This window comes from Pseudomonas sp. NFPP25 (genome assembly GCF_900116505.1).
In the GTDB taxonomy this organism is placed as follows: Bacteria; Pseudomonadota; Gammaproteobacteria; order Pseudomonadales; family Pseudomonadaceae; genus Aquipseudomonas; species Aquipseudomonas protegens.
Genome location: NZ_FPBG01000005.1, coordinates 73,681 through 92,209, shown reverse-complemented (window position 1 = coordinate 92,209; position 18,529 = coordinate 73,681). Strand labels below are relative to the sequence as shown.

The 18,529-nt window shown below is 64.8% G+C and carries 18 protein-coding genes; 7 read left to right on the top strand and 11 right to left on the bottom strand.

Annotated elements, in window-relative coordinates:
• Window position 1 precedes the first annotated feature (1 nt).
• Window positions 2–1,612: an arylsulfatase gene (locus tag BM382_RS20410; RefSeq protein ID WP_072443762.1), complete on the top strand. Its 1,611-nt coding sequence runs from the start codon at window positions 2–4 to the stop codon at window positions 1,610–1,612.
• An 82-nt stretch (window positions 1,613–1,694) separates the two neighbouring features.
• On the opposite strand, the gene BM382_RS20405 is transcribed toward BM382_RS20410, so the two are convergent.
• Together BM382_RS20405 and BM382_RS20400 are read right to left on the bottom strand one after the other, a co-directional pair.
• The gene (locus BM382_RS20405) at window positions 1,695–2,141 is read right to left on the bottom strand and encodes a pesticin immunity protein (RefSeq protein ID WP_011058584.1); all 447 of its coding nucleotides are present in this window, start codon (window positions 2,139–2,141) and stop codon (window positions 1,695–1,697) included.
• A gap of 113 nt (window positions 2,142–2,254) precedes the next feature.
• Window positions 2,255–3,328 (bottom strand): fatty acid desaturase, encoded by a 1,074-nt coding sequence (locus BM382_RS20400; RefSeq protein WP_065364760.1) that lies wholly within the window; start codon window positions 3,326–3,328, stop codon window positions 2,255–2,257.
• A 99-nt stretch (window positions 3,329–3,427) separates the two neighbouring features.
• On the opposite strand from BM382_RS20400, the gene BM382_RS20395 reads away from it, so the two are divergent.
• Entirely contained in the window at window positions 3,428–4,432 is a 1,005-nt protein-coding gene (locus BM382_RS20395; protein WP_011058582.1) for an AraC family transcriptional regulator, read from the top strand.
• A gap of 124 nt (window positions 4,433–4,556) precedes the next feature.
• On the opposite strand, the gene BM382_RS20390 is transcribed toward BM382_RS20395, so the two are convergent.
• Both BM382_RS20390 and BM382_RS20385 read right to left on the bottom strand, forming a co-directional pair.
• Entirely contained in the window at window positions 4,557–5,945 is a 1,389-nt protein-coding gene (locus tag BM382_RS20390; protein ID WP_072443760.1) for a heavy metal sensor histidine kinase, read from the bottom strand.
• Window positions 5,932–6,612 carry a heavy metal response regulator transcription factor gene (locus tag BM382_RS20385; RefSeq protein ID WP_011058580.1) on the bottom strand — a complete coding sequence of 227 codons (681 nt, stop codon included), beginning with the start codon at window positions 6,610–6,612 and terminating at the stop codon, window positions 5,932–5,934. Before BM382_RS20385 ends, BM382_RS20390 begins: the two co-directional genes overlap by 14 nt.
• Before the next feature lie 136 nt (window positions 6,613–6,748).
• Between BM382_RS20385 and BM382_RS20380 the strand changes: the two genes are divergently transcribed.
• Both BM382_RS20380 and uraH read left to right on the top strand, forming a co-directional pair.
• Window positions 6,749–7,237 carry a GlcG/HbpS family heme-binding protein gene (locus tag BM382_RS20380; RefSeq protein WP_072443758.1) on the top strand — a complete coding sequence of 163 codons (489 nt, stop codon included), beginning with the start codon at window positions 6,749–6,751 and terminating at the stop codon, window positions 7,235–7,237.
• A gap of 99 nt (window positions 7,238–7,336) precedes the next feature.
• Window positions 7,337–7,747, top strand: coding sequence for a hydroxyisourate hydrolase (gene uraH / locus BM382_RS20375; RefSeq protein ID WP_072443756.1), 411 nt, complete (start codon window positions 7,337–7,339; stop codon window positions 7,745–7,747).
• A gap of 269 nt (window positions 7,748–8,016) precedes the next feature.
• Here the strand turns inward: uraH and BM382_RS20370 are convergent, their stop codons facing one another.
• Window positions 8,017–8,703, bottom strand: a complete 687-nt coding sequence (locus tag BM382_RS20370; RefSeq protein ID WP_011058577.1) for a Crp/Fnr family transcriptional regulator — start codon at window positions 8,701–8,703, stop codon at window positions 8,017–8,019.
• 102 nt (window positions 8,704–8,805) lie between these two features.
• On the opposite strand from BM382_RS20370, the gene BM382_RS20365 reads away from it, so the two are divergent.
• Complete coding sequence (locus BM382_RS20365) at window positions 8,806–9,330, top strand: Mpo1 family 2-hydroxy fatty acid dioxygenase (RefSeq protein WP_041115120.1); 525 nt, start codon at window positions 8,806–8,808, stop codon at window positions 9,328–9,330.
• Window positions 9,331–9,471: 141 nt separating this feature from the next.
• Here BM382_RS20365 and BM382_RS20360 read toward each other — a convergent pair whose 3' ends face one another.
• From BM382_RS20360 to dibA, 6 genes are all read right to left on the bottom strand, one after another.
• Window positions 9,472–10,461: a sulfate/molybdate ABC transporter ATP-binding protein gene (locus tag BM382_RS20360; protein WP_011058575.1), complete on the bottom strand. Its 990-nt coding sequence runs from the start codon at window positions 10,459–10,461 to the stop codon at window positions 9,472–9,474.
• A gap of 3 nt (window positions 10,462–10,464) precedes the next feature.
• Window positions 10,465–11,337, bottom strand: a complete 873-nt coding sequence (cysW, locus tag BM382_RS20355) for a sulfate ABC transporter permease subunit CysW (RefSeq protein ID WP_011058574.1) — start codon at window positions 11,335–11,337, stop codon at window positions 10,465–10,467.
• A 12-nt stretch (window positions 11,338–11,349) separates the two neighbouring features.
• A complete protein-coding gene (gene cysT, locus BM382_RS20350) occupies window positions 11,350–12,168 on the bottom strand; it encodes a sulfate ABC transporter permease subunit CysT (RefSeq protein ID WP_011058573.1) in 819 nt (272 codons plus the stop codon).
• Window positions 12,169–12,318: 150 nt separating this feature from the next.
• Window positions 12,319–13,329, bottom strand: coding sequence for a sulfate ABC transporter substrate-binding protein (locus tag BM382_RS20345; protein WP_011058572.1), 1,011 nt, complete (start codon window positions 13,327–13,329; stop codon window positions 12,319–12,321).
• Window positions 13,330–13,500: 171 nt separating this feature from the next.
• Complete coding sequence (gene oscA / locus BM382_RS20340; RefSeq protein WP_011058571.1) at window positions 13,501–13,683, bottom strand: sulfur starvation response protein OscA; 183 nt, start codon at window positions 13,681–13,683, stop codon at window positions 13,501–13,503.
• A 300-nt stretch (window positions 13,684–13,983) separates the two neighbouring features.
• Window positions 13,984–15,903 carry a phosphodiesterase DibA gene (dibA, locus tag BM382_RS20335; protein WP_011058570.1) on the bottom strand — a complete coding sequence of 640 codons (1,920 nt, stop codon included), beginning with the start codon at window positions 15,901–15,903 and terminating at the stop codon, window positions 13,984–13,986.
• Between the two features lie 146 nt (window positions 15,904–16,049).
• Here dibA and desA point away from each other — a divergent pair, with 146 nt between their 5' ends.
• Complete coding sequence (desA, locus tag BM382_RS20330; RefSeq protein WP_011058569.1) at window positions 16,050–17,234, top strand: delta-9 fatty acid desaturase DesA; 1,185 nt, start codon at window positions 16,050–16,052, stop codon at window positions 17,232–17,234.
• 216 nt (window positions 17,235–17,450) lie between these two features.
• A complete protein-coding gene (locus BM382_RS20325; RefSeq protein ID WP_072443743.1) occupies window positions 17,451–18,443 on the top strand; it encodes a GGDEF domain-containing protein in 993 nt (330 codons plus the stop codon).
• The last annotated feature ends 86 nt before the right edge of the window (window positions 18,444–18,529 follow it).

The window sequence follows — 18,529 nt, the reverse complement described above, 5'->3', positions numbered from 1 at the left end:
GATGCCGCAACGTCCCAACTTCCTGGTGATCCTGGCCGACGACCTGGGCTTCTCCGACCTCGGCGCCTTCGGCGGCGAGATCGCCACGCCGAACCTCGATGCCCTGGCCTTCAACGGCCTGCGCCTGACCGACTTCCACACCGCCCCCACCTGCTCGCCAACCCGCTCCATGCTGCTCACCGGCACCGACCATCACATCGCCGGGATCGGCACCATGGCCGAAGCCCTGACCCCCGAGCTGATCGGCAAGCCGGGCTATGAGGGTTACCTCAACGACCGCGTGGTGGCCCTGCCGGAACTGCTGCGCGAGGCCGGCTACCAGACCCTGATGAGCGGCAAATGGCACCTGGGGCTGACTGCCGAACGCGCGCCCCATGCCCGGGGCTTCGAGCGCTCGTTCTCGCTGTTGCCGGGGGCGGCCAACCACTACGGCTTCGAGCCGACCTACGACGAGCACACCCCCGGGCTGCTCAAATCCACGCCGGCGCTGTACATCGAGGACGACCGCTTCATCGATGAACTGCCAGCGGATTTCTATTCCTCCGATGCCTTCGGCGACAAGCTCTTGCAGTACCTGAAAGAGCGCGACCAGAGCCGGCCGTTCTTCGCCTACCTGCCGTTCTCGGCGCCCCATTGGCCGCTGCAGGCTCCGGAGGAAATCGTCGCCAAGTACCGGGGCCGCTATGACGCCGGCCCCGAAGTGCTGCGCCGCGAGCGCCTGGAAAAACTCCAGGCCCTGGGCCTGGTGGACCCGCAGGTCGAGCCCCATCCGCTGATCAACCTGAACGCCGAATGGAACGCCCTCAGCGAAGAACAGCGCCAGGTGTCGGCACGGGCCATGGAGGTGTATGCGGCGATGGTCGAGCGCATGGACTGGAACATCGGCCGGGTGGTGGACTACCTGCGCCAGCAAGGCCAGCTGGACAACACCCTGATCCTATTCATGTCCGACAACGGTGCCGAGGGCGCGCTGCTGGAAGCCTTCCCCAAGTTCGGCCCGGAGCTTTTGACCTACCTCAACCAGCACTATGACAACCGCCTGGAGAACATCGGCCGGGCCAACTCCTACGTCTGGTACGGCCCGGCCTGGGCCCAGGCGGCCACTGCGCCATCGCGGCTGTTCAAGGCCTTCACCACCCAGGGCGGAATTCGCGTGCCGGCGCTGCTGCACTACCCGCAACTGCCGCTCAAGGGGCAGATCAGCCACGGCTTCGGCACGGTGATGGACATTACTCCGACCCTGCTCGACCTGGCCGGCGTGCGCCACCCGGGCAAGCGCTGGCGCGGGCGCGATGTGGCGCCGCTGCGGGGCAAGTCCTGGCTGGGCTTTCTCTCCGGCGAAACCGCCCGGGTGCATGACGAACAAACGGTAACCGGCTGGGAGCTGTTCGGCCGCCGGGCAATTCGCCAGGGCCAGTGGAAGGCGGTGTACATCCCCGGCCCCGTGGGCCCGGCGACGTGGCAGCTGTACGACCTGGGCCAGGACCCGGGGGAGATTCACGACCTGGCCCACAGCCAGCCGGAAAAACTGCGCACCCTGCTGGAAGAATGGCAGCGCTACGTGGATGAAACCGGAGTGATCCTCAGCGAATCACCGTTCCAGCCCGATTGACCCGGTGGGAGCTGGCAATCGGACCATGTAAGAGCTGGCTTGCCAGCGAAAAGCGTCCCCCGGGCTGCGCCAGGCGCTGGCCTCAGCCTCGGGTGATGCGGCAAGCCGGGGTATTCGGCAGTTCCTTGACCACGACGTAATGCCCAGCCCGGTTTTTCTCGACCCGCAACGGCGAAGCGGCCAAGTAGCTGCCGCGCAGGCTCTGGTCGACAAAACAGATGGCGATGCCCTGCTTCCCCTGCTCCATCACTCTGACGCTGTAGACCCAGCTTTGCTCTTCGTCCACCGCGCTGTAGGTGCCCTCGGCGCCTGCGGCCTTCTCGTAGATCCGATAGGGCGTCTGGCCCAGCGTGGTGCCGTCCGGGTAATGCCGCGGCCGCAAGGAATTGCGAAAACCGTTCACTTCCAGATGCTTCAAGATACTCAGCGCCAGTGCCTCGTCACTGCCCTGCGCCACCGAGTCGGCCAGCGACGCGCTGCCCACACTCATCAAGGCAACGGCGATCAATCGCCTTACCGCACTGCTCATACTGTCTCCCTGTTGTTGCCTCTTCGCAGATTCCGTGCGTTTCCCGGCACCGCGTGACCTTGGCTTAACGTTATCGGTCCTTGGATATTTAACCAGAAAGACAGTCCGCCCCCTCAAGCCCGGGCGTTATGCGCCGGTTGCATCGCTTCGCGCTCCTGCCGGGTAAAGCGGTTGGCCCGGGCAAAAGTGCCGAAATCGTTGAAGCGCACGCCCATCTCGGCCATCACTTTATGCGCCACCGATGCCGTCATCTGGCGGATGTAGAACGGCTCCCTGACCACGAAATGGTGGATGCCGTGGGTGCTGCCGAAGTTGCAGCAGAAGGCCTGCAACGGCCACATCCACCAGGGGTTGAGTACCTGGGTCTGCTGGATCACGTTGCCCGGCTCGATGTCGCCGTAGTAGTGCATGTTGGAACTGACAAAGTGCAGGCAGAAGGTGCGCAGCACGTTGGGGCCGATGATCACCACCACGGCGATATCGACGTAGTGCATCAGCGACGCGGTGTCTTGCGACCACTGGATCGGGCTGCCCAGCAGGGCGGCCACGCCGTTGGCCCCATGAAAGCCCAGGAACACATACCAGGCGCCCCAATGCAGCAATGCCAGCGGCGCGTACACCGCCAGGGTACGAACGAGGATGCCCAGCTTGCGCCTGGCCCCCGGCGCCCGCAGCAGGCGGATGAAGGCCGCCATCATGTTGTCCCCCACCATCAGCAGGCGGGCGATGCCCCAGGGCTCGCCGTTGGTGATGGCGCGCTCCTCGATGTCGCTCTCGCTGCCGGACACCTTGTGATGATTCAGGTGCAGGTGGCGGCGCACCCAGGGGTTGATGGTGCTCGGCCGCGCCAGCCACACCAGCCCCAGCATCAGGTTGTGGGGCAGGCGCTGCTTGCGAAAGTACATGCTGTGGATCAGGTCGTGTTCCAGCTCGTGGGTCAGGGAGGCGAAAAAGGCATTGAGCAGCAGGCACGCCCACCAGGCCAGGTGACCCGTGACATAGAGCAGCGCTGACCCCAGCATCCCCGACAGAGCGAACGCAAGGATCCCCGCGCCCAGCGCGTCCTGGTGCCGCAGCAAAGGAAAACGCCGGCGCAGTTCATCACCCCGGGCCAGGACCACCTGGCGTATATGCGCCGCCCGCTGCTGTGCGTTCATCCGCTCGGGGCTTGCAGAAATACCCTGCATGATTCCATCCTCTGGTCAGTGATGTGTGCATCCTGCCCCGAGCCCCGGCTCCGGGCGCTAGCCGTAAACGCCAACCTGTTGACCGGACGCGCCAATCGCATGACCGAAGCCACCTCCCTTGCCAGCTGGACCCGCGCCTTGCGCAAGCAACTGGACGCTCTGGACCTCGACAGCGCCGCACTGTGCCGCGAAGCCGGGCTCGACCCGCAATTGATGGACGACCCCAACGCCCGCTACCCGCTGTCGGCCACCACCCGCCTGTGGCATCTCGCCGTGCAGGCCAGCGGCGACCCGGCCATCGGCCTGCGGGTGTCGCGCTTTGTCAGCCCCACCACCTTCCACGCCCTGGGCTACGCCCTGGTGGCCAGCGGCAGCCTGCGGGAAGTGTTCGAGCGCATCGTGCGTTATCACCAGGTGGTCAGCGACGCCCTGGAACTGGCCCTGACCCGGGAAGCGGACCGCTACCGGTTCTTCCTCAAGGTGCCGGAGGGCGCGCCGCAACCGGCCTTCGAAGCCATCGACGCCTTTGCCGCGATCTACGTGCGCACCTGCCGCAACCGCCTGGGCCGTGACTACGCGCCGTTGGCCGTGCAATTGCGGCGCCCGGCCCCGGCGGACCCGAGCCAGTGGCACAAGGTTTTCCGCTGCCCGGTGCAGTTCGCCGCCGTGGACGACTGCCTGGAGTTCGGCCTGCACGATTTCGACAGCCATCTGGACGACGCCAACCCGGAGCTGGCCGAGCACAACGAAGCGGTGCTCAAGCGCACCCTCCTGCAACTGCGGCCCCTGACCTGGGAGCGCAAGGTACGCGGGGTGATCGAAGCCCAATTGCCCGAAGGCGAACCTTCGGCGGAGCGAGTGGCCCAGGCCCTGCACCTGAGCCTGCGCAGCCTGCAACGGCACCTGGCGGATGAAGGCACGCGCTTTGACACCCTGCTCAACGAATGCCGGGAAAACCTCGCCCTGCTGCACCTGCGGGACCTGGAATGCTCCCTGAGCGAGATCAGCTACCTGCTGGGCTTTGCCGATGCCAGCAGTTTCAGCCGGGCATTCAAGCGCTGGACCGGGATGACCCCGGGGCAGTTTCGCGACGGCCTGCGCTAAGCCCCAGCAGCCTTGTAGCCGCTGCTGAGCCTGCGAAGCTGCGAACGACCGCAACGCGGGCGCAAATACTGCAGGCCGCTGAAGGCCTGGCGGCCTTGTCGCAGCCTCGCAGGCTCGGTAGTGGCTACAGGAGGGGGAAGCCCAGTTCGAATACCGTGGCCTGGTCATCGCTCGTGACCCGCACCTGGCCGCCATGCAGCAGCATGATCGAGTGCACGATGGCCAGCCCCAGGCCCCCGGAGTCCCCCGGCTCGGCTCGGGACGGGTCGACCCGGTAGAAACGGTCGAACAGCCGGGGCAGGTGCTCGGGGGCGATCGCTGGGCCCTGGTTGTGCACCTGCAACCAGCACCAGCCCGCTTCGTCGTGGCGCCGCAGGCGGATCAGCGACCCTGCATCGGCATGGCGCACGGCATTGGCCAGAAGGTTGCCCAGGGCCCGTTGCAGCAATTGCTGGTCAGCCCGCAGCTCGCCGGAAAAACCGTTCTCCAGGCGCAACTGGCGGTCGTCGGCCAGGGCTTCGAAGTAGTCGCACAGTTGCGCCCCGACACCGGCCAGTGACAGTACCTGCAGGTCCAGCACCGCATCGGCCTGCTCGGCCCGGGCCAGGAACAGCAGGTTCTCGGCCATGCGTCCCAGGCGCTCGAACTCTTCCATGTTGGAGGCCAGCACTTCCTGGTACTCCGCCGCACTGCGCGGCTGGTTCAAGGCCAGGCCATTGCTGCCCAGGAGGTTGTGCAACGGCGTGCGGATCTCGTGGGCCAGGTCGGCGGAAAATTGCGAGAGGCGCTCAAAACTCTCTTCCAGGCGCGCCAGCATGGCGTTCAGGGCCTGCACCGGCTCGTGGAATTCCGCCGGGATGCCGTTGGTGTGCAAGCGCCGGTCGAGGCTGCGCAGGTCGATCTGGCGGGCCGCTTCGCTGAGCTGGCGCAAGGGCTGCAAGCCCCGGCGCAACAGCAGCAGGCCCAGGGCGAAGGCCAGCAAGGCCCCCAGCCCCACCGCCAGGTACAGGCGCAGGCGGTAACTGGCGAGCATCTGCTCGCGCTCGCTGAGAACCTTGCCGGCGACCACGGTCAGGGCTTCGCCCTTGGGCCCCCGGGCCTGGCCCGCCAGCAGCGCCACCGGCACATCGTCCGGCCCCGGCCAGAGGCGGACATCGGTGCGTTGCGGCGCCTGTTGCAGCGCAATGGGGTCGAGCGCGGGCAGGGGCTGCCGGCGCGGGTTGATGTCGATCACCGTCGAGCCATCGGCCCGCAGCACCAGCAGCAGGCTTTCCTGGTTGCCCAGCATGTTCTGGTACAGCCGGGGCCGGGCTTGCAGGGCATCCAGGCTGTCGCTGTCCTGCAGCAGGGCCCGCACCTGTTCCAGGCGGCCGAGCAGGGCCAGGTCGTCGCGGTAGGCGATTTCCCCGGCCAGGGAACGGTAGAGGAACACCCCGATCACGCTGAGCACCAGGGCGCAGACCGCGGCAAAGGCCAGGGCCAGCCGCCAGGCGATGGAACTAGAGCGCTTCATCCGGGGCTTCCAGCTGGTAGCCGACGCCACGCACGGTGTGGATCAGCTTGGGCATGTAGGGGTCGTCGACCTTGGCCCGCAACCTTCGTACCGCCACTTCCACCATGTTGGTGTCGCTGTCGAAGTTCAGGTTCCACACCTGGGAGGCGATGAGGGTCCGCGACAGCACTTCGCCCTGGCGGCTGGCCAGCAGGTGCAGCAGGGCGAACTCCTTGTTGGTCAGGGCGATGCGCTGGCCGCCACGGCTGACGCGACGGCGCAGCACGTCGATCTCCAGGTCGGCGATGCTGAAGGACTCGGCCTCGCGCAGCGGTCCGCGGCGCAGCAGGGTGCGCACCCGGGCCAGTAGCTCGGCAAAGGCGAAGGGCTTGAGCAGGTAGTCGTCGGCGCCCAGTTCCAGTCCGCGGACCCGGTCCTCGATAGCGTCGCGGGCGGTGAGGAACAGCACCGGGGTGGCACCGCGCTGGCGCACCAGTTGCAGCAACTGCCAGCCGTTGAGGCCGGGGAGCATGACGTCGAGGATGATCAGGTCGTACTCCTGCTGCTCGATGAAATAGCGCCCGTCCAGGCCGTTCAGGGCCACGTCCACGGCAAAGCCGGACTCTCCCAGGCCCTTGGCAAGGAAATGGGCGGTCTTGGCTTCGTCTTCAACTACCAGCAAACGCATGGCGCACCTCGGAAATGATCGGCACAGGCTAGGCGCCCGGCGCGCGCTTGCCCATTACAAACTTGTAATCAAGACGACGGAGTTCTGACGGAGTGCGCTGGCTAAGGTGGCCACCGGTCTTTATGGAGCTCGTTCGATGATCTGCAAACCTCTTGTCCTGGGCCTCGGCCTGAGCCTCGCCGGCACGGCCCTGGCGGCGCTCGAACTGCCGCGCCATGCCGAACTGGACCTGGCCGCCGCCCGCCAGCTGGCCGATGCCAGCATGGCCCAGTGCACCGCGGCGGTATCGGTGCTGGACCGTGGCGGCAACCTGCTGGTGGCGATGCGCGGCGATGGGGTGGGCCCGCACAACGGCCCGGCCAGCCAGCGCAAGGCCTACACCGCGCTGTCGACCAAGACTTCGAGCCGGCTGTTCGCCGAACGGGCGCGCAACAGCCCCGAGGCGGCCAATCTCAATACCTTGCCGGAGCTGTTGTTGCTCGGTGGCGGCCTTGCGTTGTTTGCCGGCAAGCAGTTGGTGGGGGCCATCGGGATTGCCGGGGCCGGTGGCGCGGCGCAGGACGAGGCGTGTGCGCTCCAGGCCGCGCAGCGGGTGGGGTTGGCTACCGAGGCCGGGCGTGAGTGATCGTGAAAACCTGCGCCCGCGTTGCGGTCGTTCGCAGCCTCGCGGGCTCGGCAGCGGCTACAGGTTGTGTTGTTTGTTCAATCGAGGAAGGAGTGGGGCATGAATGTTTTGCGTAATAGTCTGGCGGCCATCGGCCTGTGTGGTTTGTCGAGCCTGGCCCTGGCGGCAGGCAATCCGTTGAGCGTGCACGTGCTGAACCTGGAGAACGGCCTGCCATCGCCGGGGGTCAAGGTGACCCTGGAGCAGCAGGTGGGCCAGGACTGGAAGCCCTTGTCCGAAGGGGTGACCAATGAGCAGGGGCGGATTGCCGAGCTGTTTCCGGCGGGCCGGGCGCTGACGGCCGGCGAGTATCGGGTGGTGTTCAAGACCGGCGAGTACTTCAGGCAAGCCAAGCGCGAGACCTTCTTTCCGGAGATCCCGGTGATCTTCGAGGTCAGGCAGACCGAGCAGCATTACCACGTTCCGTTGTTGCTCAGCCCTTATGGGTTCTCGACCTATCGTGGCTCGTAGGAACCGGCTGCCGGCGAAGGCGATCTCGCGGGCCTCTTCGCTGGCAAGCCAGCTCCTACGGGAGGCAGGAACAACGCGGGGGTTTCTGTAGGAGCCGGCTTGCCGGCGAAGGCGATCTTGCGGGCCTCTTCGCTGGCAAGCCAGCTCCTACGGGAGGCAGGGACAACGTGGGGGTTTCTGTAGGAGCCGGCTTGCCGGCGAAGGCAATCTCGCGGGCCCCTTCGCTGGCAAGCCAGCTCCTACGGGAGGCAGGGACATCGCGGGGGCTTCTATGGCGAGGTCAGGGCGCGCAGGCGCTCGGTGTCGAGGATTTCGATCTCGCCATAGCTCAGGCGCAGGATGCCCTGGTGCTGCAGCTCCTTGAGGATCTGGTTGGTGGTCTGGCGCGACAGCGAGAGCATCAGCGCCAGTTGTTCCTGGGGCAATTGCAGCACGCGGCGGGCCTGGGCCACTTCACCGTAGCCGGCGGCCATCGCCAGCAGGCGGCTGGCCACCCGCGCCGGGGCCGGCATCAGGCTCAACTGCTCCAGGTTGATAAAGGCCAGGCGCAGTTTATGGCTCATCAGCAGGGCGAACTGGCGCCAGTATTGCGGCTGCTGCTCCAGTAGTTGCAGCAGATTCGCCTGCGGCACCTGGAGCAGAGTGCAGGCGCCCTCGGCGTAGGCATCGTGGGTACGGGGCTGGCCGTCGAACAGGCAGATCTCGCCGAACCAGTGGGGCGCTTCCATCAGGCTCAGCAAGGCCTCCTTGCCCTGCTCGCTGACCGCGCCCACCCGCACCGTGCCCTCGAGCACCGCGTACAGCCCGCAGGGCGGATCGCCGCGCCGGAACAGGCACTGCCCCGCCGTCAGCCGGCGCAGGCGCGCACTGTCGAGCAAACTATTCTGTAAGGAAGCCGGCAGGTGGCTGAACCACTGGCCGGTCATCAGGCATTCACGCCACTGGTGCAGGTCCATGAACAGGTCTTTCCCTCAGGGCATCGCAATGATTGTCGCCTAGCTGACAGAGCCGAGCACCGCCGCCGGGCATGATCGAGCCACCCTAACGGAGGAACAACAATGAAAAGCCTCGTTGATCATCTCAGTCAATACGCCGCCTACCACCGCGACCCGCGCAATATCGCCAGCCACTTTATCGGCATTCCGATGATCGTGGTGGCGGTGGCCGTGCTGTTGTCGCGTCCCGCCTGGAGCATGGCCGGGCTGTCGTGGTCGCCGGCGTTGCTGCTGGCCCTGGCCGCGTCAGTGTTCTACCTGCGCCTGGAAGTGCGCCTGGGGGTGCTGATGACGGTGCTGATGGCGCTATCGGTGTGGGCCGGCCAGGTGCTGGCGGCGCAAAGTACCGGGCTCTGGCTGAGCAGCGGCCTGGGCCTGTTCGTGATCGGTTGGGTGATCCAGTTCATCGGCCATTACTACGAGGGCCGCAAGCCGGCCTTTGTCGATGATCTGTCGGGTTTGATCGTCGGTCCGCTGTTCGTGGTGGCCGAACTGGCCTTCCTGCTGGGCCTGCGCCATGACCTGAAGCAGGCCATCGAGCAGCGTTCCGGGCCGGTGGCCCTGCGGCACAAGAAAGCCATGGTCTGAAGCCCGGGAACGCTTCGGGAATATTGGGCCGGCCCCCGCAGGAGCCGGCTTGCCGGCGAAGAGGCCTTCGAGCCAGGTGCAAACCTGAAGGACGCTTTCGCTGGCAAGCCAGCTCCTACAGCGGGCGTGATGTCGGCGGGGTCAGAGGCTGGCGTGTTTCTGCCAGACCTTGGGCTTGAAGAACAGGGTTTCGCCACGGGCCAGGCCGATCAGGCTGTCGTGGTCCTTCACCACTTCGGCTTCGATCAGTTCGCTCTGCCCTTCCACCTTCAGGGTCACCCGGGTGGTGGCCCCCAGCGGACGGATATCCCGCACTTCGGCGGCGTGGTGGTCTTCCAGTTCGGAACGCGACAGCGACACTTCGTGAGGCCGGAACAGCACGTGGTTGTCCTCCCCCAGGTGCAGGCGGTTGGAGTCGCCGAGGAAGTGGTAGACGAAGTCGCTGGCCGGGTTCTCGTAGACCTCGCCCGGGGAACCGATCTGCTCGATCACGCCCTTGTTCATCACCACGATGCGGTCGGCCACTTCCATGGCTTCTTCCTGGTCGTGGGTAACGAATACCGAAGTCAGGTTGATGTCTTCGTGCAGCCGCGCCAGCCAGCGCCGCAGCTCCTTGCGCACCTTGGCGTCGAGGGCGCCGAAGGGTTCGTCCAGCAGCAGCACCTTGGGCTCCACCGCCAGGGCGCGGGCCAGGGCGATACGCTGGCGCTGGCCGCCGGAGAGCTGTTCCGGGTAACGGTCGGAGAGCCAGTCCAGCTGCACCATGTTCAGCAGCTCGTGGACCTTCTCGGCGATCTTGCTCTCGCTGGGGCGCTGGTTCTTCGGCTTCATGCGCAGGCCGAAGGCAACGTTGTCGAACACGCTCATGTGGCGGAACAGGGCGTAGTGCTGGAACACGAAACCGACGTTGCGATCACGCACGTCGTGGCCCGAGACATCCTCGCCGTGGAACACGATGCTGCCTTGGTCCGGGGTTTCCAGCCCGGCGATGATCCGCAGCAGAGTGGTCTTGCCGCAGCCGGACGGGCCCAGCAGGGCCACCAGCTCGCCGCTCTGGATGTCCAGGTTGATGCTGTTCAGGGCCTTGAAGGCGTTGAAGTTCTTGCTGACGTTACGGACTTCGATCGACATGACTTATTCCTCCGCGGCGCTGGCGCGCAGGCGGTTGATTCGGGATTCGCTCCACTGCTTGAGCAGCAGGATGAACAACGCAAGGATCAGCAACAGGCTGGCGACGGCAAAGGCGGCGACGTGGTTGTACTCGTTGTAGAGGATTTCCACGTGCAGCGGCAGGGTGTTGGTGACCCCGCGAATGTGCCCGGAAACCACCGACACCGCGCCGAACTCACCCATGGCCCGGGCGGTACACAGCACCACGCCGTAGATCAGGCCCCATTTGATGTTGGGCACGGTGACGTGCCAGAACATCTGCCAGCCATTGGCCCCCAGCAACCTGGCGGCCTCCTCTTCCTGGGTGCCCTGCTCCTGCATCAGCGGGATCAGTTCCCGGGCAACGAAGGGCACGGTGACGAAGATGGTGGCCAGGACAATGCCCGGCAAGGCGAAGACGATCTGGATGTCGTGGTCCGAAAGCCACGGGCCGAACAGGCCCTGGGCGCCGAACATCAGCACATAGACCAGGCCGGCGATCACCGGCGACACCGAGAACGGCAGGTCGATCAGGGTCACCAGGATGCTCTTGCCGCGGAACGAGTACTTGCTCACGCACCAGGCCGCGCTGACCCCGAACACCAGGTTCAGGGGCACCGAGATCAGCACCGCGATCACCGTGAGTTTCAGCGCCGACAGGGCGTCGGGCTCGAAGATCGCATCGAAGAACGCCCCCAGGCCGAGCTTCAGGCCCTGGGACACCACGATGAACAGCGGCAGCAGCAGGAACAGGGCGAAGATCAGCCAGCCGAGGCCGATCAGCAGGCGCCGCGAGGTGGCGCTGCCACGGCGGGCGGCGTTGGCGGAGGACGCGGCGGAAATGGACGATTGGGACATGGTCGCGCCTCCTTAAGGTCGTTCGATGCGCCGCTGCAGCAGGTTGATCAGCAGCAGCAGAATGAAGGAAACCACCAGCATCAGCACGCCGATGGAAGTGGCGCCGGTGTAATCGTACTGGTCGAGCTTGACCATGATCAGCAGGGGCAGGATCTCGGTCTTCATCGGCATGTTGCCGGCGATGAAGATCACCGAGCCGTACTCGCCCACGCCGCGGGCAAAGGCCAGGGCAAAACCGGTGAGCCAGGCCGGCAGCAGGGCCGGTACCAGGATATGGCGGAACACCTGCCACGGCTTGGCACCCAGGCAGGCGGCGGCTTCTTCCACTTCACGGGGGATGTCCGCCAGCACCGGCTGCACCGTGCGCACCACGAATGGCAGGGTGACGAAGGTCAGTGCCAGGGTGATGCCCAGGGGGGTGTAGGCGATCTTGAAACCCAGGTCGGTGGCGAACTGCCCCACCAGGCCGGTGGGCGCGTAGAGCGCAGTCAGGGCAATGCCCGCCACGGCGGTGGGCAGGGCGAATGGCAGGTCGATCATGGCATCGATGATCTTGCGCCCGGGGAAGCTGTAGCGCACCAGGACCCAGGCCAGCAGGGTGCCGATGACGCCGTTGATGATGGCCGCATACAACGCGGTACCGAAGCTCAGCTTGAGCGCGGCGAGCACCCGTGGCGCCGAAATGATCGCCCAGAACTGTTCCCAGGTAAGTTGCGCGGCATGCACGAACATCGCCGCCAGGGGGATGAGCACAATCAGGCTGAGGTACACCAAGGTGTAGCCCAGCGTCAGCCCGAAGCCGGGTATGACGGGGGAGATACGACGCGACATAAGAGTCCTTGGTTAACGAAACGGATACGCAAAACCCGCAACTCAATGCGGGCTCTGCCTGGTAGGAGCCGGCTTGCCGGCCAAAGGGCCCGCAAGTCGTGCTTTGCCCTCAGGGGCGCCTTCGCTGGCAAGCCAGCCCCTACAACAGGGTTATTGCGCCGTGTAGATCTGGTCGAACACGCCACCGTCATTGAAGAATTTCGGTTGGGCAGTTTTCCAGCCGCCGAAGTCCTTGTCGATAGTCACCAGGTCCAGTTTCGGGAACTGCTGGGCATATTTGGCGGCGATGTCCTTGTCCCGTGGGCGGTAGAAGTTCTTCGCGGCAATTTCCTGGCCGGCCGGGCTGTACAGGTGTTTGAGGTAGGCCTCGGCGATCTGGGTGTTGCCTTTCTTCTCGGCGTTCTTGTCCACCACCGCCACCGGCGGCTCGGCGAGGATCGACAGCGAAGGCACGACGATATCGAACTTGTCGGCGCCGCCATCTTCCTTGAGGGCCAGGAAAGCTTCGTTTTCCCAGGCCAGCAGCACGTCGCCCTGGCCGTTGTTGACGAAGGTGATGGTCGAGCCGCGGGCCCCGGTGTCCAGTACCGGTACGTGCTTGAACAGTTCTTTCACGTATTCCTGAGCTTTGGCCTCACTGCCACCGGCCTTCAGGCCGTAGGCCCAGGCGGCGAGGAAGTTCCAGCGTGCACCACCGGAGGTTTTCGGGTTCGGGGTGATCACCGAGACGTCTTTCTTGATCAGGTCGCCCCAATCCTTGATGCCCTTGGGGTTGCCCTTGCGCACCAGGAACACGATGGTCGAAGTGTAGGGCGTGCTGGCGTCGGGCAGGCGCTTCTGCCAGTCCGCCGGCAGGGTCTTGCCGAGCTTGGCGATTTCGTCGATGTCACCGGCCAGGGCCAGGGTCACCACGTCGGCCCGCAGGCCGTCGATCACCGCCCGGCCCTGCTTGCCGGAGCCACCGTGGGATTGCTGGATCTTCACGTTGTCGCCCGGGTGGTCCTTCTTCCAGAAGTTCACGAACTCGGCGTTGTAATCCTGGTACAGCTCACGGGTCGGGTCATAGGACACATTGAGCAGCTCATAGTCCTTGGCAACAGCGGAACCGGCGAAAACGGCGCTGGCGAGGGCGGCCAGGGCATAACGGCGAATCGACGACATGGTGAAGCTCCTGAAATTTTTTAAGGTGCTGGCATTTTTCTTATGGCGATTTCAGCCCGCATTCGAAAAGGAACGCTGGGATTCGTGCAGGGGGTCATGGATGACGCCCTCCGGTTGACCAGTCGGGCCTCTCGTTCGCGAGAGGGTGACGCGGTGTTCAGCGAGGTACTTTCAACTCGGTTTGTGGCCGGGCTGCTGCAGACGGAATTTTTCCTTGCGTTCGATCTGCACGACCTGGGCGTTGTGCACGGTGATTTCCACCGCACCGAAGCGCAGGTCGCGCAGTGCGCTTTGAATTTCCCGCAAGATGGTTGCTTCGTCCTGGCCGTCAACGCTACGTAGAGATGCGCTCATGGTGTTGCTCCTGAGTGGGATGTGCCTGGCAGTGGCGGCACTGCTTGCGGCGTGGGAGCAATACTAGATAGGGCCGGATATTCTTAAAAATACTATTTAAGAATGTTTATATAACCAGAAGAAATTATTCGAGCTGACAGCAGCTTAGCCCCAACCCTGTAGCCGCTGCCGAGCTTCAGCGAGGCTGCGCAAAGGCCCCCAGGGCCTTGCCTGGCGCCCTTGCGCCAAACCTCAACACCGCACCTGCCACGTCGGTATGCCGCCCAAACCGTTCGCAGCCTGCGCCAGCGGCTACAGGGATCAACGGATCTGCGGGGCGTTGCTCCAGACCAGTTGCGCCGCCGGCATCGGCCGGCCGAACCAGTAGCCCTGGCCCAGGTCGCAGGCGTGTTCCAGAAGGAAACGCGCCTGTTCCACCTGCTCGATACCCTCGGCATGCACCTGCATGCCCATGCTCTGGGCCAGGGCAATGATTACCCGGGATATCGCTGCATCGTCCTCGTCGAACGGCAGGCCGGCGACAAAACCCTGGTCGATCTTGAGCTTCTGCACCGGCAGGCGCTTGAGCCGCAGCAGGGAGGAGTAGCCCGTGCCGAAGTCGTCGATGGCCAGGCGAATACCCAGCTCGCGCAAACGGTGCATCTGCTCCAGGGCCACTTCGGGATCGTCCATCACCGCGCTTTCGGTGACTTCCAGCTCCAGGTAGGCCGGATCCAGCCCGGTCTCGTGCAGCACCTGGGCCACCTGCTGGTACAGCTCGCTGCGGGCGAACAGGCGGGTCGAGACATTCACCGCGATAAACGACAGCACCACGCCATCGGCCTGCCACTGGCACATCTGCCGGCAAGCCTGCTGCATGACCCAGGCATCGATCTCGGCAATCATCCCGGTGCGCTCGGCAATCGGTATGAACTCCGCCGGCGACACCAGCCCGCGCTCGGGATGCTCCCAGCGCACCAGGGCCTCGACGCCTACCAGGCGGCTGGTCTTGAGGTCGTGCACCGGCTGGTAGTAGACCCGCAGTTCCTGCTGGTCCAGGGCGCGGCGCAGCTCGAAGGCGATTTCCACCCGCTGCTGGGCATGGGCGGTGAGCTCCTCGGTGTACAGGGCGTAACCGTTGCGCCCGGCGCTTTTGGCCTTGAACAGCGCCGCATCGGCGTTGCGCAGCAGTTGGCTGGCACTCAACGCGTCGCTGGGAAACAGGCTGATACCGATACTGGCGTTGATCACCACCTGCTGCTCGCCGAGCTGGAAGGGCTCCTTGAGGCCGTCGATGATGCGCTGGGCCAGGGCCGCCGCCTGCACCAGCTGCGGGCAGCTTTCGGCCAGCACCGCGAACTCGTCGCCGCCCAGGCGCGCCAGGGTGATGCCCGGGCCGAACATCCCTCCCAGGCGCTCGGCAACCGCCTTGAGCAGTTGGTCGCCGACGTTGTGCCCCAGGCTGTCGTTGATCATCTTGAAGTGGTCCAGATCGATCATCAGCATGGCGCAGCCGCGCTTGTGGATCTGCGCCGAAGCCAGGGCCTGTTCGGCACGGTCGGTGAACAGCAGGCGGTTGGGCAGGTCGGTCAGCGGATCGTGATGGGCCAGGTGAGCCAGCTCGTGCTCGGAATCCTTGATCGCGCTGATGTCGGAAAATACCGCAACGTAATGAGTCAGCTCGCCCTGCTCATCGCGGATCGCGCGGATGGTCTGCCATTGCGGGTAGATCTCGCCGCTCTTGCGCCGATTCCAGATTTCACCGCTCCACTCATCGGTCTTCTGCAACGAGTCGAACATCGATTGATAGAACTGCGCCGAATGATGCCCGGACTTGAACAGGCTCGGCTGGCGGCCCAGCACCTCTTCGCGCTGGTAGCCGGTGATTTCGATGAAGGCGCGGTTGACGTGGACGATCTGCCCCTGGGTATCGCTCACCAGCACCCCTTCGCGGGTGCAGTCGAACACCGCCGCCGCCTGGCGCAGGCGCTCGCGGTCCTTCTGCTGGTGGCGCAGCCAGCGATCGGCCCCCAACACCCGCAGCAGACGGGCCCGGGCGAAGAAGATCAGCACCGCGCTGACCACCGCCCAGGCATAGCCGCCAACCAGTTGCCAATGGGCCCGATCGGAAAACTCATCGAAGAAACTGCTCAATAAGTAACCACTGAACTGCAACCAGACCAGCGACAACAGCAGATAGAGCAGCGCGGCACGCAAACCATTGCGATAAGAAACCGACATAAGTCCGTCTATTTCCACACGAAAAGTTTGGGATTATAGAGGAAGAAACATTCCGCCACTCTTATCTGAAAGGGCGACTGGTTTTCTCAGTGGGCTTAGTGATAATGCCTGGGCTGTTTTTTTCTTTATCGAGGGCCTTATCGCCTATGTGGTACGAAGGTTTACTTGGCTTGTCCGCCTGGCAACTGGTGGCAGTCACCCTGTTGATGACCCACGTGACCATTGTCGCGGTCACGGTCTATCTGCATCGCTATTCCGCGCACCGTTCCCTGGAACTCAACGCCGGCCTGAAACATTTCTTCCGCTTCTGGCTGTGGCTGACCACGGCGCAGAACACCCGCGAGTGGACCGCCATCCACCGCAAGCACCACGCCAAGTGCGAAACCGCCGACGACCCCCACAGCCCGGTGGTCAAGGGCCTGTCCACCGTGCTGCGCAAGGGCGCAGAGCTGTATCGCGAAGAGGCGAAGAACCCGGAGACCCTGCGCATCTACGGCAAGAACTGCCCGGAAGACTGGATCGAACGCAACCTCTACAGCCGCTACAAGCTGGGCGGCGTGGCGCTGATGGCAGCCATCGACCTGCTGCTGTTCGGCACCATCGGCATCACCATCTGGGCCATCCAGATGATGTGGATTCCGTTCTGGGCCGCCGGGGTCATCAATGGCCTGGGGCATGCGGTGGGCTACCGCAACTTCGAATGCCGCGACGCCGCCACCAACCTGGTGCCCTGGGGCATCATCGTCGGCGGCGAAGAGCTGCACAACAACCACCACACCTACCCCAACTCGGCCAAGCTCTCGGTGAAGAAGTGGGAGTTCGACCTGGGCTGGGCCTGGATCAAGGTCTTCAGCTTCCTGCGTCTGGCCAGGGTCCAGCGCGTGGCGCCCATCGCCCACCGGGTCGAAGGCAAGGGCCACCTGGACATGGACACCGCCATGGCCATCCTCAACAACCGGTTCCAGATCATGGCCCAGTACCGCAAGCTGGTGATCGGCCCGCTGGTGAAACAGGAACTGGCCAAGGTCGATCATTCGGTGCGCCACCAGTTCCACCGCGCCAAGCGCCTGCTGTCCCGGGAAACCAGCCTGCTGGAAGACCGCCACCACCTGCGCATCCAGAGCATGCTGGAGCACAGCCAGGCCTTGAAGGTGATCTACGAGAAGCGTCTGGCCCTGCAGCAGATCTGGGTCAAGACCAGCTCCAACGGCCACGACATGCTCGCGGCCATCAAGGATTGGGTACACGAGGCCGAGGCCAGCGGCATTCAGTCCCTGCGTGATTTCGCCCATCAGCTCAAGACCTATTCCCTGCGTCCCACCACCGCCTGACCCCAGCCCCTCGCCACTCCCGTGGCGAGGGGCTGCCCTTCTGAAATCAAGCCTTGCAGGCCCCTCTCGACCGTCTGGCGGGCGCTCGCGCTATCGCTGTAGCGGCCGGGAACTTAGCGCCCGATCCCCTATCTCAAACAACACTTCGCCACCCAGGCGGGCTTGGTTGTAGCCGCTGCCTAACGACGCGCGGCACGCCCTTTGAGAACTGTGCCGATGGTCAACAAGAACCCACACACTCCCTCTGCGCTTCCCCAGTGGCCCGAAGCCGCGCAAACCCTGATGGCCCTGATGCATGCACAGGGCGAAGTGGCCCGCCTGACCGAACGCGAGCAGCTGTTCAGCTCGCTGCTGGTCAGCGTCAACGCGGTGCTCTGGGCCTATGACTGGGACAGCCGCCAGGTGCTGTACGTCAGCCCGGCCTATGAACGGATCTTCGGTCGCCCCGCAGGCCTGCTCCTGGCGGACTGCAATCAATGGCGCGACAGCATCTACCCCGATGACCTGGAGTACGCCGAGCGCAGCCTGGCCCAGGTCCTGGAAAAGGGCGCGGTGGAAGATCGCGAATACCGCATCATCGATGCCCAGGGCCAGGTGCGCTGGCTCAGCGACAAATGCTTCATCAACCGCAATGCCGAGCCCGGGCAACGCCTGATCGTGGTCGGCATCGCCGAAGACATCACCGAAAAGAAGCAGCTGGAAACCGAGTTGCAACGCCTGGCCACCACCGACGTGCTGACCCAGAGCAGCAACCGTCGGCACTTCTTCGAATGCGCCAACCGCGAGTTCGAGCAGGCGCGCCTGCAAGGCTCGTCCCTGGCCTTCCTGCTGCTGGATATCGATGACTTCAAAGTGATCAACGACACCTACGGCCACCCCGAAGGCGACATCGTCCTGCAGCGTATCGCCGAAAGCGGGCGCGCGGCCCTGCGTCGCGGCGACCTGTTCGGGCGGATCGGTGGCGAGGAGTTCGCCGCGGTTTTTCCCGGCTGCACCGCGGACATGGCCCGCCAGGTGGCCGAGCGCCTGCAACGGGAGATCCAGCGCCAGAATTTCAGCCACCAGGGCCAGACGTTCACCATCACCGTGAGCCAGGGCCTGACCGGCCTGCTGGCGGAAGACGAAAGCCTGGACAATCTGTTCGCCCGCGCCGACAGCGCCATGTACGAAGCCAAGCGCCAGGGCAAGAACCGCATCATCATCGGATAAACCCGCGATCACTCGCCCGTAGGAGCTGGCTGGCCCGCAAAGGCGCCCGCAAGGCTTGCACAAGACTCGAGCCAGCCGGCTCCTAC